Below are 16,161 nucleotides of genomic sequence, written 5' to 3' on the forward strand. Positions count from 1 at the left end.
ATAGCGGGCAAAAAGATATCCTACTCCTCCCAATCCACCGGTAATGATGTACACTCCACGCTGTCTCAACGGAACTGACGGGACTGAATCTGTTTCGAGCGGACAGACAATTTGGCGTTTTACACGCCTTTCTCCTCTTAGAATCTGGACATCTGCTTCTCCATCTTGATTGAGTGCTTCCTTCGCAATGATCTGTGCTGATTCGTTCATGCTTGCATCGCATAACTCAAGACAACACACGTCCAGCACTGGATTTTCCTGACGCACCGATTTCAGAAAACCACTCATCGCAGCATACTGTGGTTGAATGCTGCCATTCGATTCGAATACGTAAAGCAGTTTCACCGGATGCGTTAGTTTCCGTACCATCATGGATTTGCACAAAGTAAACAAGGAGTAGAAGCTGCTTGCCAACTGCTCGGAAAGGTTATGAATATTCAGCTGGAACAGGCTATCTGACCACGCATGAATGATAATATCCGGATGTCTGCCACACTGATGTAAATCATTCAGCAGCCATTCATAGTCACCATCATTCTCGGGATTCATTGCATAATGCCCATCACCCCGCCTTTCAGCCTTCATTCCTCGTACGACTCGAACAATCTCGATCTCCTGTTGCTTCCAGTACTCCTTCAGAACGGTACTCAAATCCTGATTGTTGTCAAATAGAAGAACAGTGTTATTGGTCGCAGTTGTATTTGGCAAATCCGATGCTACCCATTCATCATCAAAAAAGAGGAGCTCCGTATCCGGAGTCCTCTCTATTGCATCGCCCTGCTTCTGCTTGCGCAAAGTCTTAATCATTTCCATGCCTTGTTCAGCACTGAGCTGATTAGATTTTACCAGTTCAAGCACTTTATCCAGCATCTTCTGCTTTTTCATTCCATCACTCCCATGGCCTGCCGCACACGTTCGATCGACGATGTCCCATTCTCCAATTGGCGAAGCAGCTGCAAGAGCTGTTCATCCTCGATCTCCACGCTCGGGGCCTGTGCTTCAGGTATCCAGTATCTTTCCCGGGCAAACGGATAAGACGGTAATGGCATGCGAAGCTGCTTACGGCCTCGATGCACCTGCTCCCATGGAATCTGGCTTCCGTTGACCCATAATTGGGCTAAAGCTGTTAGATCACGTTGTCTTATTGCCTCAATAATCTCATCAGAAGCTTCATCGAATTCCTTATCCGTTTTCCCTCGAATTTTACGTTCTACTTTGCCGTAGAAGACAGACGGCAATTTCATATCCTCTGCCTTCAGAAGCTCCATTAATTTATTGGACAAATCGGCTTCGTCGGCTGCAATGATCGCAAGCCTCCAACCAAATTCTTCTCGTCCTGATTGCAAAGTACAGGCAAGCCGCTGCAAATTAATTCCGGCAGACTTACCGGATCCACCGCAGTATGGTATGCTCTCCAGCAAATATCCCGTTACTGCTTCCAGTGTAGAGTATATGGCTAATAGAGAAGCAGGAAAGTCGATTTGATAGGCTTTCGAAATTTGTTCGGCCAAGGATACCAATTCAACTTGTGTGAAGCCCAAGTGCAGCAAATGTTCCCACGGATCAATCTCTTCTCTGCCCACGTTCAACATTTCTGAACTATATCGAATAAGCTCACTTAGGATACTCTCATGAGCCGTAGGCGAAAGACTCTGCTCATAGCCAGTTGGCTCCCCAGTTTGGCCAATAGTTAGAAATTGATAAAGCTTATTACAATATTCTTTCAACGCGCTCTTCTTCTTGGCCGATATCACGATAATTTGCGGATCAATGCATGAGTCAACTGGCCTCACATCGCAGAATTCCTCCAATACGATATGGCAATTGGCCCCTCCGAAACCAAAGGAGCTAATGCCTGCCCTTCTCGGAAGCTCCCTCCCCTCGCTATCTGTCAGCCTAGCCCACGGAATCGTCTTATTAACGATGTAAAACGGCGAACCGTCAAGCTGTATATACGGATTCATCCTTTCAAAGTGTAAATTCCCAGGAATAGTTCCATGCTTCATGGACAAGGCAATCTTGAAAATACCTGCGATTCCTGCCGCTGCCTCCAAATGCCCTATGCTCGTCTTAACCGAACCGACGCCGCAATGAGGAACGATCGGAGTGGACTTTCCCCATTTTTGATAAAGTTGCGCAAATGCTGCTTTCAATCCGTTTATTTCAACGGGATCCCCCAAATGAGTGCCTGTACCATGCGCTTCAATAAGGGTTACGGTCGCAGGATCAATATGTGCTTTTCCGAATGCTTTTACGATAAGATTCGCTTGTGCATAAGGATTCGGGGCGGTCAATGAATTCGTTTTACCCCCATGATTTACGGCAGAGCCCTTGATTACCGCATAAATATGATCTCCGTCCTCAACTGCTTTCTTCAATGACTTTAGAATGACAGCGCCTGTGCCTTCTCCCCGCACGTACCCGTCTGCACTGCTGTCAAAGGTTTTGCAATTTCCGTCCCGAGCCAGCATGCCCGCTTTGCTAAACGAAATGTGAAGAGTCGGAGTAAGTATCACGTTAACGCCTCCCGCAATCGCCATTTCGCAGTGCCCGTTCTGGATAGCCTCTACAGCCCGATGAATCGCCACCAACGAGCTGGAGCATGCAGTGTTTACCGGTTCACTAGGTCCGTGTAGATTGAGCAAATACGAAATTCGATTTGGAAGCACGGCATGCGACATACCGGTTGACGTCTGTGCCTCCACTTCTGCCGTTGTATGCTGCAAAATCTCATTATAGTCACTACTTGCCACGCCAACGAACAGTCCGGTGTCAGAACCGGATAAATCCGAAGCCCTGTAGCCTGCATCCTCGATGGCCGACCACACGCTTTCTAGAAAAATTCGTTGCTGCGGATCCATTAGTTCCGCCTCGCGGGGAGATATTCCAAAGAAAAGCGGATCAAACTTGTCTACTTCCTTCATAAAACCGCCCCACTTGATATCGGTTTTATTTATCTCTGAATTCGGATCCCCGTAATATTCCGTCCAGTCCCAGCGATTTTGCGGAATAATGGAAATCATGTTCCTTCCCTGCTCCAGGTTCCTCCAAAACTCGTCCAAATCGTCCGAACTTGGCATTTTTCCACTCATCCCGATAATAGCGACGGGCTCGTAAGATCGTACTTCATCAGAAGCCGCCGTTCCATCCTGCGCTGCGCCAAGTTCATTATCCACCTTAGAAGAGTGAATCATATGATCCGAATCCTCGCTTGAGTCAGCGGGAGGCTCCTTTTCATTCGCCAAGCTTGCACGTTTTTCAGGATGAACTGAATTCTCTTTTTCACGGTGTGCAATGAAAATATTATCCTTGAATTCTTCGAAAATCGCTTCTGCTATTCCTTCAATCGTGGAGTGTCCGAAAAAAGAAGCCGGAGTGAGCTCCAGTTGATAAGCCCCTCCCAATTGCGCCGCAAACTCAGTCAATGTCAGTGAGTCGAACCCATATTCGGCAAGCTCCCCGTAATAATCAATTGCCTCGCGATCGATGCGAAGAACGGACGAAATGATCTGTACAACCTCTGAACGATATTGTTCATGCCACCTGGTTTCATCGCTTTCGGACGAAATTGATATATCCTTCTCGCGTATGTGACCTTGCTTAATTCTTCCTGGGTTGTTTTCCGTCACAGTCACGCCTGCCCATTTTCTGATTTTCTCTCCGTTTCCGGCGATGACAGCTATATGGGCATGGTTCAAAAGCAACCCTTCCTTAATAATTGCAAGTCCAGTCTCAGTCGAGATGCCCGACATTCCTACCGCCGTCATGAATAAGCGCTCCGTATGTGGATCGATTTTCATGCCGCCTTCCTTCCATAAAGGCCAACTGATAGAAATGGTTCTTCCTCCGCCTTCACGAACACTCCTGTATTCCGCATAACGATCCATAAAGCGGTTGGCATACGCATAATCGGTTTGTCCCACATTTCCATGCATTCCAGACACCGATGAAAACAACATCAAAAAATCAAGATTAGGAACATAGCGCTGCGACGCGCAATCTAAATGAACCGTTCCCCACACTTTCGCAGCCAGAACATCCTTCAAATCTGTAAGCGTTTTCTCAACTAATAAGGAGTCGCGAGTTAAGCCGGCACAGTGGAAAATGCCATGCAGTCGACCAAAGTGGCTGCATATACGTTCTACAGCTCGTTCGGTGTCTGAATAAATTGCCAAGTCAGCTTCGAGATAAATCACTTCGGAACCGTAAGCGCGAAGCTTGGCTATTTTCTCCTCAATACACGGATTAAGCGGGCTTCTTCCCAATAGAGCAAGACCGGCTTGATGCGTTCGGGCAAGATGCTCCGCAATTCCAAAACCGATTCCTCCCATCCCGCCTGTTATCGCATAAATGCCTTTATCTTTCAAAGAATACGCCGAATACTCACTTGGCGAATGGATTTCCTCTATCGCCGCAACTTCCCTTTTACCGTTGAGGTAGCGAATCTCCCTCTCTGATGGCAATATACGAACCAATTCGGTTATCAACGTTTCTACCATTAAGTCAGAATCATCCTCGACGGGCATTCCCCATTCCACGCTCTTGGTTTGTACATTCGGATGTTCTAAGGAAACTGACTTCAAAAAGGACGCAATGGCCGCGGCATAAGGAAACGGCTGGCCTCCACCATTCTGGAAAGCATAGAGCACATTCAATTGGCGCTTGGACTTGGCTGCCACAAGCTCTCTAATCAGCATGAATACTGGATAAAGGACTTGCTCCAATTGCTCGTCCACCTGCAGCAAATCAGGCGTTTTTTCCGCAGATTGCGAATGAACGATGATATGGCTTGGTTCCACTTCATTTTGCTCTGTCGCACGGATGAGAAGGCGCATATCTTCCTCACTCTCCAGCGCAACGGTATAATGGCCGGAATCCGTTGTAAGGAAGCAGTTCCCCGGCTTAACCCATACAGCCCGCTCGGGATTAACGCATTGTCCCCTTATTTTTCTGAAAAATTCCTCTGAATGGCTCCATACAAGAACGGAGCCCTCGAGCCGATTCTCAGGAATCGACACACGCTCCTCTGGCTTCCAAATAGGTCTGAAGCGCAGCCATTCTGGACTCGCGGTATGATTTTGCTTGCCTTGCAACAATGGCGCTGCAGACACTGCAGGCACTGCACGACTCAAGAACTCCTTTAAATGAACAATCAGGCGTCCCTCGTCGTCAGTAACATACACATCAAAGCATTTCATGTCCGCGATCCGCTGGGAATCCGTCCTATCCCGAACATATGCATAACCGCTTCTCGGTATGCGATCATAGATTTCTATCGATCCTACTGAGAAGGGAAGATACCGCTCATCTACAGATGCATCGCCGAACAATAAATTTCCCATGACCGTCTGCAGCGCACCGTCCAACATAGCTGGATGCAGATTGAAAATGGAGTCATTCTCATCACATTCGGCAGCGAGTTCTAGGCGCGCTATCGCCTCCTGACGATTCACCCATAAATGCTGAATGGATTGAAAGGTCGAACCGTATTGAAATCCCGCCGTTCGGAACATGTTGTAACAATGCTCTTTAGAGTAAGAAGAGCTGCTCCTGTTTACAATTTCTTGAATATCCAATTTACTTGCAGGCTTATCAACCGCCACTGTCCCGATGTTTCCTCTGGAATGGATGATTTCCCCACTTCCCGGCTGGATTGAATAAATTTCATAAGATGCTCCCGCTTTTTCCTTCCGGTACCGAATTTCAAGACGGCAAGGCTCATTCTCTACTGACAACGGGCTTGCCCATATGACATTCCTCAGACTAGAAATCTGCGCTTGAAAAGCAAGCTCCGCCGAAGCGACAGCCATTTCAATATAAGCAGCACCCGGCATTAACGGAGCTGCGCCCACGACATGATCCTGAATATAAAATTCATCACCCGTTAAGGTTAACGAAAATTTAGTTTCTTCGATTGTCGACACATTTTGTTCCACAAGAGGATGCAGCTTTACCCCTGATCGTCTCGAAGCCTTATTTACGCTTTGCCTTCTCCCTTGTCTATACCAATACCGTTGCCGGTTAAACGAGTAAGTCGGGAGCGGTATTTTACGAACCGTTCCAAGCGGCCACAACTCATGCCAAGGAACTTCATTACCTTGGCAATACATTTCGATCGCTGTCTTAACTTTGTTGCCATAATCCGTCGAGAGCATCGCGGCCTCAAATAAGACTTCTTGTGATTCCTCCGGAAATACCTTTGTCTCAATACTTCTGTGATCCTTCAGATTGCAGAGGAAGAAGTTTTCAATCTGTTCACCGTTCAAGTATCGTTTAAGCTTTTCGATTAATTCTTGTTTAGTTTGAACAATGAGCATCGAACGGTATGAGAAATGCATACGTGAAATCTGCAATGAATAGGAAATATCTGAAATTGAATAATCAACTGCTTCTATTTCCAGCCACTTCAGCATATTCCTCAATGCACTATCATAGGCTTGTTTGTTTTTAGCCGAGATCGGTATTAAATAATACGGAAGCTCCGGAGATAAACATGCATCTGCTCGCGGCGCTTCCTCAATTACCATGTGAGCATTCGTGCCGCTAAAGCCGAAAGAACTGACGGCAGCCCTCCTAGGAACGTCGGAAGCCGTCCATTGTTCTAATTCGGCTGCGACCTGAAACGGCGTCTCTTCAAATTGAATATGCCGATTTTGCAGCCTGAAATGTATATTCGGAGGAATCTGCTTATACTTAAAGGCTAATAACACTTTAATGACGCTGGCGACTCCGGCAGCAGCAGCGGCATGCCCGATATTAGTTTTGACTGAACCAATTTTGCAAAATTGGGTATCGTGCGTATACTGGCGAAATGCATTTGTCAATGCTTCCACTTCAATCGGATCACCGAGCTTCGTTCCAGTTCCGTGAGCTTCCACCAACTGAATGGTGCGAGGATGAATATTGGCCTCGCGATAAACGGTGAGCTCGACCTCCGTCTGGGATAGTGTGCTAGGAGCCGTCATGCCATTCGTTTTTCCATCCTGATTGATAGCCGAACCTTTAATAACGCCGTAAATATGATCTCCGTCTCGCAGGGCTGCATCTAGCGACTTGAGTACAACGGCGCCTGCCCCTTCACCAGGTACGAAGCCGTCTGCTCCATCGTCGAATGCTTTGCATCGACCAACGGGAGACAGCATTCCTGCATTACTGGATAAAATAATGAAGGCGGGTGTCAAGGAAATAAAAACGCCCCCCGCAATAGCCATCTCACTTTCTCCTGCAAGTATGCTGCGGCATCCCAAATGAATCGCCACAAGTGATGATGAGCAAGCCGTATCGATAGTGAGGCTTGGACCCTTCAAATTCAGAAAGTACGATATTCTGGCAGCAAGAACCGAAGCGGAATTGCCCCAGAACGACTGGGGTTCCATCGGTACCCCGTCCTCTTGCATTTTGGCGAGATAGTCGCCTCCGCTGGCGCCGACGAATACACCGCACTTCTTTTTATCCATGGACTCGATCGCATATCCAGCATCCTCCAAGGCATTCCAGCATACTTCCAAAAAAATACGCTGCTGTGGATCGGTGACCTCAGCTTCCTTCCCTGACATGTTGAAGAACACCGCATCGAATTGATCGATATCTTCGAGTATGCCGCCCCATTTGCAATACGTCTTGTCAAGCTTCTTCGGATCCGGATCATAATATTGCTCGGTATCCCAGCGTTCTTTAGGGATTTCACCGATTGTGCAGCGCCCGTTCTTCAAATTGTCCCAGAACTCATCCAAATTTTTGGCTCCAGGAAACTTACCGGCAGCGCCAATAATAGCTATATCCGAACAATTTCGTAACGGTCGAACCTCTTCTGACAAGTCTGTCTGCTTCGGCTTCATCCAACTGGTAGAGAATGCTGTCGGTAAGGAAGCTTCCGTAGATACGACTACTTTTCCAATATTGCTACCGCTTTCCAAATACTTATATGCTTCTTTAATCTCAGTAAAAGTAAAAACGCGGCCCACACTAGGTTGTACCTCACCTGTTTCCAGCATATTGGCCATTCGTTTCAAATAAAGCGATAACTTGTCAGGACTCCCCGTCAGTAATTTGCGGATATTTATACTGTGAAAGCTTTGATTGTCAATAAGATGGGACAAGCTTATTGCACCGGAGGCCTTTAAGCCAGCGACGGCAATTTCAATGTATCTGCCACCGGAGGCCAACAAGTTCAAGCCTTTTTGCACTGCCTCTCCAGACAGCGTATTGATGACAACGTCAACTCCGTAGTTATTCGTCCACTGCATGATCTTATCTGCAAAATCCTCTTCTTTATAATGAATCAGGTGTGGCACGCCTAACTGCTTTAAATATTCCAGCTTCTCCTTTGATCCGGCGGTTGCAAATATTTCAGCACCTATTTTCTGCGCCATCTGCACAGCGACTAGACCTGTTCCTCCCGCCGCGGTTTGAATCAATATTTTCTCCCCCGGCCGAAGGTTGGCTTTGTCAAATACGGATTGCATCGTCAAGGCAACGACGGGAAAACTACAGCCTTGTTCAAATGTAATATGCTTCGGTTTCTTAACGAGGAAATGCTCATCCGTGTTGACAACGCAGCTATGCGCCCCCATGCGTGCACCTGTCAGCCCGATGACCTCATCCCCGATTTTTACTCGTGTAACACTGCTCCCCGTATTCATCACAATGCCGGAAAATTCAAATCCTGGTGTAAATGGATAATCCGGTTGGGTTGGATAAAGCCCCTTAATACATAAAATATCACCAAAATTTATCGAAAATGCTTTAACCAGCACTTGCACTTCGCTATTGGACGGATCGCTGGGTTGAACAGCATCCAAGACAATGTCTTCAATGGCTCCCGGCTTCGTCAAGTATACCTTGTACCATTCTGAGCCTTTATCAAAGAAGGTGTCGATGCCTTGCCTGATCTGTTGGATGTGCCGATATCCCTCCTCAGGCGTCATTTGATGGCTTTCAATCATGGAAATTATCTGCTTCACTTTTTCAACGTTGTCCATCAGATACCTCCCAGTAGCTTTAACACTTCGGTACCACTCATCTTCCCATCCGCCAGATTTTGAAGCAATTCGAATTGCGTCCTCTCCCCCACTTCTTTCTCGAGCGGATTGGTCGACTTCGGAGGACCTTCATGCCTGCCCTCCTTCGAGTGCGGAGCAATGAGCTTGCCATATTCCTTGCAGAGATATGCGGATAAATCACGAACATTTCCATAATCAAACAATGCGGTAGTCCGCATTGTAATGCCGAATTCCTCATTTATGTGCTTCACAAATTCCAGCCCCATTATGGAATCAACACCATAATCAGTAAATTGCTTTTCCGACTTTATATCGTCGTCTGTAAGCTTTAACGTCATCCGCAAAAATAAAACCAGCCTATTGGCTACATAACGCTGTAATTCCGCCTGCGACAATCTGCCTGTATCCTGCGTAGGCTGTTCCAAACGCTCAATTAGACCGGGCGTATGGAAAGGGGGCTCAATCCTAGAAGTAGACGGTGCTACATTTTCGAGTGCGGCGCCAGTTGCCGATATTTCTATGGCCTCCGGATTATTCACAACATAGAGACCATCACTCTCACCTATTATGACTTGCTGACTATGCTCCATTTCCTCCTCAGCATCCGCCAATAACGTAACACCGCGGAAGCCTTGCACCGACAATTGCTTTTTCCAACACGCCGGCGACAACAGTGGCGAGTGCGGAATTCGCAAGTCATCCTTGAACAGCCACCAGCCTTCGAGCAATCCGAATGTCATCGTCAAGAAATCCATTCTCGACGTCACTTCATTGATGACGAGCCACCCATTCGGTTTCAACAATGTTTTAACATGCCTTAATGTGCGCTCAATATTTTGCGTAGCATGAAGTACATTGGCAGCAATTACAACATCATATTCTCCAGTTGCGAATCCCTGCTGCAATACTTCTTTTTCAATATTAAGCAGTTTGAATTCTACAAAAGGAAATCCCTTTCCGAACGTTTCCTGACCGTATTTGAGAAAAGCTTTTGAAATATCTGAATACGTATAAGATAAGTTGTCTCTGTGTTTTTGAAGCGCTGGCAAGATTCGAGAGCTCGTTCCTCCGGTTCCCGCACCAATTTCCAATATTTTAATGATGCTGCCTTGCTTCAAATCGGGCAGTCTTAATTCGACATAGCGCTGCAGTGCCCAAGCTGCTACGCCATTGTAATAATCGGAATCGGCGTTTCCTTGATAGACGGATCCAACCAGTTCCATTGAACCTTCCGGGAACAATATGTTCTCCGCCGGCACTTGCCCAGTCAAGATTTCTGGATAGTGGCGCACGCACTCCCATATTAGTTCCAGCTGCGGCCTAATGTCTGGATTCAAGTTACACCACTGCTTCTTGCGTTCGGCAAGCTCATCCAGCGAGGTAGCAGTGCTAGTGCCAGACAAATACGTTCCTTGATCCTCTATGTGTCCCGCTGCTGCTGCAATTTGCAACAATCCTTCCAACAACCTGGAGTATTGCGGAATAATACCTAGCTTTTTCTGCAACTCATCTGCTCTGACAGCCTCTCCATCTGGTAAAAAAACGCCCATGCGTTGGAAAGCATTCATCAGCATCTGCTGCCCGAATTCGTTGATAATGCCCCGTGCATGTAGGGACTTTCTAACATGCTTCGTACCCATTTTAGGGCGTTCCGAGATATTTAGTCTTGCATGCGGAATAGAAGCAGACTGTTCTGCCGGAACGACAACGGTCGCATCAAGCTTCCCACCGATTCCCTTAATAACGTTGACATCCGCATTTATAGCAATTAATTGCGGGATGTTCCAAGCGAGAGTACGAACGATTGCCTCCATCCCTACCATCGGATCGATGGAATATAATCCTTGTGCGGCTAGCCGCTTTTGGTAGCTGTCATTCGCTACTACACCAACACTCCCCCAATAGCCCCAGTTCACGATATGAACCGGGTAACTGACCTTTTCACGAATGTAATTTGCAATCGCGTCTTTAAAGGAACAGGCGGCAGCATAATTACTTTGACCCGCATTGCCGGAAAACGACTGCACTGATGAGAAAAAGAGCATGAAATCAAGCGGCTCGTTTTTAAATACTTCATAGAGCTCAATGCTGCCCGCGGCCTTCGGTCGCATAACTTCGAGCAGCGTTTCCTCCTCGAGCGCTTCTAACGAGCAGTCCTTCAGCACCAAAGCAGAATGAATGACCCCGTCTATTTTTCCGAAACGCCGTTTAGCTGTGGCTGCAGCCTCTTCCATTTCCTCCTGATTCGCTAAATCCGCTGTCAAATACAGCAAATCAGCACCAAATTCATTAATCATTGACTGTGTGCTAGCAGTCAATTCTTTAATAGAGCGGCGCCCAATCAAGACGAGTTTCGCCCTGTAATGGCGCGATAAAAAGCGGCATAACTCTATACCGATTCCTCCAGCTCCGCCAGCGATAAAATACACCCCTTCTTGTTTGAAGGCAGACTTCTCGGCCGGTGGAAGTACAATCGGATATAGCATGCGCTTATACCGTTTCCCACTCCTAAATGCAATTTCTCCGTGGAATTTCTCGTTTTCCCTAACAATCGCTTCAGCAGCGCTTCGTATTTCTCCCTCGTTCTCATTCTGCAAATCGAAGCTAACATCCAAGCAATGAATATTCCAGTTCAAATATTCTCGAGCAATCGATTTGACAAACCCGAAGATGCCTCCGGTAAAGGGACTTGCTTCATCTCCCTCAACAGCAAAGGCACGATTTGTAACTACCTTTAATTGAACGGATTGATGCAAATAACCGATTTTGCTCCATGCACGGAACAGGCGATAAAGCGCGATAATTCCATATTCTTGGCTTTGCTCCAGGCCGATTGCATCTACACGTTCCTGTATATCGCTGAAGCCCACCAAAAAATAAATAATTTCTGGTGCATCCTCTCCCGAGAAAAAAGGATGTGCACCTGCCTGCTGTTCCGATAGAGATTCATGAGTCAATGAAAATACGACCACACTATCGTCCATATGATATCGGCCTAGAGCCTCAGAGAACCTTTCCCACCCCGGAGCGGCGGCAATCAATATCCGTTTCCCACTAGAAGTCGCAGCATGTTCACGGATTTCATTTGGATCCTGCTCCCATTTTGGAACATACAGTAGGGACGCAAGCGGATCCCTAGCTTTTCTGATGCGCAAGCCGCTTATATGAACGCCCACTTTTCCTTGGGCATCCGTCAGCTCAATATCGAATTTGTCTTTCCCTGCAGTCGTTATTAACGCATATGCACTTCCTTGTATTGAGTGTGACCATATCAACTCATCGATACTGAATGGCAGATATGGCTCTATTATGCCTTTTGCAGCGAAAATGCCAATGATGCCCTGCAATGCTCCGTCCAAGAGCGACGGATGGATTTGATGAAAACTGCCTGCGCCGCCTTCTGGTGCTTCGAGATAACAGAGCGCTTGATCGCCCTTAATCCATATTTTCCGCGCAGATTCGAAGAAGGGGCCATACTGAATGCCCAGATTGCGGAACGCATCATATAATTGTTCTGCTTCAATCGTGCTATCGGCAATCTCCATTCGCTCCTGCAGATTTACGGAATTCCGCAATTTTAACGAGGGCTGCATTCCAATAAGACCCTGAACATGTATTTCTGAATGTTTGCCTGGACTGCGCACTTCGAACTGTGTTCCAGCATTTGATGTTTTCATTACAAATTCAATTTTTTTGGGCACGGTATCTGCCGTCAATGCTCGTGCAAGCACTACATCCATCAGATGAAACTCTTTTCCTTTAGCAATCAACGCTGCCGCTTGAGACGCCATATCCAAAAATACTGCGGCTGGCATCGTCGGCAAACCGTGAACTAAATGGTCTGACATAATTGAGTCTTCCGGAGCGACGACGGTTTCGAACACGAGACCGGACTCTTTCATAGAACGTTCGACATGTAGGTTCCCAATCGATAGAAGACTTCCAGAAGAGTGCGGCTGCGGCTGATCCTCTGCAGCCCAATGCCGCTTCTTGGCGAATGGGTAAGTAGGCAATGATACGACTTTGCCTACTCGCTCAGGCCAAAGGGAATACCAGTCGATCTGTGCTCCCCATACCCACAATTGGGCAAGCTTATATGTTTCGTCATGAGATTGGATAGAGCGAATGAAGTCTTTTCCTGAAGCACCGCCTAACATAAGCTCCAACGAGGATCCAATTTGTTTCACATTGCCGGAATGGATCCCTTGCTCAACGCCGGCACCATTGATAAAGGCCTGTAATCGCCTTACTAGGGATGTAAGATCAGCTGCAACGAAAGCGAGCCTTTCTTCCATATGCTGCCGCCCGGTTTGCAAAGTAAAGGCAATATCGTCTATGCACAGACTTGCATTATACTTCTCGACATAAGCAATCAATCGTGCCGCTTGCTCTGTCAATCTGTCCCGATTTAGGGCAGACATTACAATTACGTGCGGCGCCAGCGTATGCAACTGGCTCTCGTCAACAGAGGGGGAGACATACTCTTCCACGACGACATGCGCGTAAGCGCCACCGAATCCGAATGAGCTCACGCCAGCTCTTCTTGGCTCTCCATTGACCGATTCCCATGGAATGACTTCACGATTAATGTATAACGGCGAGCTTTCCAGCTTAATATACGGATTCAACTCATGAAACCGAGGCATTGCGGGAATTTCCTTATGCTGCAAAGACAAAATCGCCTTAAGCAAGCCCGTTATGCCTGCAGCACCCTCTGCATGTCCGATATGCGCCTTCGCGGAACCTACAGCGCAAAATGCTTCGCCTTGCCCGGCGTACGGCTTGAACGCCTCCTTTAACGCATTTATTTCTACAGGATCACCCAATTTCGTTCCTGTCCCATGAGCTTCGATATAACCGATCGATGTCGGATTAATTTCGGCATCTTTCCATGCGTCCATGATGACCTTGGCCTCCTGCAACATGCTTGGAGCCGTAATCGATGGAGTGTATCCACCATGATTAATCGCTGTCCCTTTTATAACCGCATGAACGCGATCCCCATCCCGCAAAGCTTGCTGCAACGGCTTCAATAAAACTGCGCCTACTCCCTCTCCTGGAACATATCCGTCTGCCGCGGCATCGAATGTATGGCATCTTCCCGTAGCGGATAATGCTCCAATGCTACAGAAATAGCGGTAATGATGCGAACTTAACAATAAATTGGTTCCCGCGACAAATGCCATTTCGCATTCCTGATTACGCAATGCTCGGCACGCTAAATGCAAGGCAACCAAAGAAGAGGAGCAAGCAGTATCGATAAACACACTCGGGCCCAATAAATTAAAATAAAAAGAGGGGCGATTAGCCAGCATGGTAGACGCATTCCCTGTCCCAGAGTGCGGATCAACCGTTTGCGGAAGCCTATCTTTATAATCCTGGAAGCAGGCTCCAACATACATCCCCGTATGCGTTCCTCTTATGCGTCCCGCATATCCGGCATCCTCCATCGTTCCATAAAGCACCTGCAAGAGCAGTCTAAGTTGCGGATCCATCATTTGCGCCTCACGTGGAGAGATATTAAAAAATTCCGCATCGAATTTATCCACATCATCAATGAAGCTCCCCCACTTGCAATACATTTTGTCGGTTGCATACGGTGTCGGGTCGTACCATGGCCGATAATCAAAATGTTCGTGCGGAATTTCTTGCATTAAATCTACGCCCTCGCGAATGTTGTTCCAGAATGAGTGTAGATCCGGAGAACCAGCGAACATGCCTGACATGCCGATTACTGCTATATCCCGTTCACTGCTCTGCTTCTGAAGCTCCTTTGCTCCATACATTCTCTCAGAGTCGTCGCTACTAGTTTGGGAACCCGTAGACAACATCGGTTCTGAGAACGGCAGTTCTGCTGCCCGATCCTTTTGCCCCACCTCCGGTATCTGACTGGCTGCCGATTCCGGAACATGCAATTTTGATCGCATAACCTCAGGATATTGCTTAGCGAAATAAGTCGATAAATCGAGAATATTTTGATATTCAAAAAACAAAGTTGGGTATAATTCTATACCCAACTCGACCTCGAGCTCACGAGCCAATTCGATCAATCTCGTAGAGTCAATCCCCATATCCATAAAATTTTTGCTCTTATCGCCAATTGTTTTTCCTTCCGTGAGCAAGCACGAAACCCGTTCTGTCAAATACTTCTCAATGTTGCTTCTGAGAGGATCGTGATAATCCCCCTCAGCACTAGCATTCGACCTGACGATTGTAGACTCCGTTTTATTGATCATGCGTTGAATTCCAGCTACATGAGCTTCCTTTTCCGAACTATCCAAAAGCGCGGAGGACTCTGCCCGCTTGCAGGTTACACCCTCCAGCATTAACAGGCAATTCCCTTCTTCGTCACACACATAAATATTGGTTTCAATTAATTCGGAATTCATTTTTATGACTTCCGACCATGAAAAGCACCGCTGCAATAGAGGCGCAAATGCGGTAACTCGTTTGATGAACAGCGGTATAAACGCCCCGTCCCGTGCTTCACGGATACCGCACATGCTGCTGACGATTGCTCCGTCCAGAAGGGCGGGATGTGCAATATAATTTCCTTCCGAGCTTGTGAATTCTTCCGAAAGGCATAATCTCCCGAGCACGACATGATCGCGAATATAAACATGCTCAACGGTTCTGAGCGACTCCCCATGACAGACGGGCGACTTCGATAACTTCTCGTAAATTTCCTGACCTTGCATAATCCGATCCGGTTCGTCCAGTACATCTGCGATATTTTTTTGAATCGGCTCAATCTTTTCCATCCTCTCGATCTCTGCGACAGCCGCTTCCGTCCAAGTATTTTCGGACGATCTTTTGTACAAACTTGTAAATTTTTGTTTCTGGTCGTCACCCATCGTCAATCTGGATCTGATATCAATTGATTCTCCTGATTTAACCGTCGCTGGTGTTTGGAACAATAGTCGGCTAAATTGAAGCGGAAAAGTGTGCTGAACATGATTAACTGCCTCTATTGCCAAAGAGCAATGGGTAACGCCAAGAAGAACTTGCTCTCCAAAGACAGTATGGTCTTGCAGATAGGGCTCACCGTATTCAAAAGTTAACCAGAATTCTCCCTTATCCAATGAAGAAATCCGCAATTGGGCCTCTTCTTTCGTGAATGCTTTATGTTTGAAACGTTCCAAAACCGTTTTCACGTCCA

Annotated in this window: 3 protein-coding genes (1 of these 3 running past the window's edge); all 3 read right to left on the reverse strand. The window is 47.1% G+C overall.

The genetic code is table 11. From position 1 onward, the window contains the following. Tightly spaced (each overlapping or abutting the next), the 3 genes in view from ABN764_RS23750 to ABN764_RS23760 form a layout consistent with a single transcriptional unit that may run on beyond the window. Positions 1–885, reverse strand: the 5' portion of a protein-coding gene (locus tag ABN764_RS23750; protein ID WP_446673284.1) for an SDR family NAD(P)-dependent oxidoreductase. 8,124 nt of this gene lie to the left of the window's left edge; 885 of the gene's 9,009 nt are visible here — the first part of the coding sequence; its start codon is at positions 883–885; the stop codon falls past the left edge of the window. Further along, entirely contained in the window at positions 882–8,981 is an 8,100-nt protein-coding gene (locus ABN764_RS23755; protein ID WP_446673285.1) for an SDR family NAD(P)-dependent oxidoreductase, read from the reverse strand. Before ABN764_RS23755 ends, ABN764_RS23750 begins: the two co-directional genes overlap by 4 nt. Further along, positions 8,981–16,156, reverse strand: coding sequence for an SDR family NAD(P)-dependent oxidoreductase (locus tag ABN764_RS23760; RefSeq protein ID WP_446673286.1), 7,176 nt, complete (start codon positions 16,154–16,156; stop codon positions 8,981–8,983). The genes ABN764_RS23755 and ABN764_RS23760 overlap by 1 nt, the downstream gene beginning before the upstream one ends. Positions 16,157–16,161 lie beyond the last annotated feature (5 nt).

This window comes from Paenibacillus wuxiensis (assembly GCF_040195695.1).
GTDB classification, from domain to species: domain Bacteria; phylum Bacillota; class Bacilli; order Paenibacillales; family Paenibacillaceae; genus Paenibacillus_B; species Paenibacillus_B suaedae.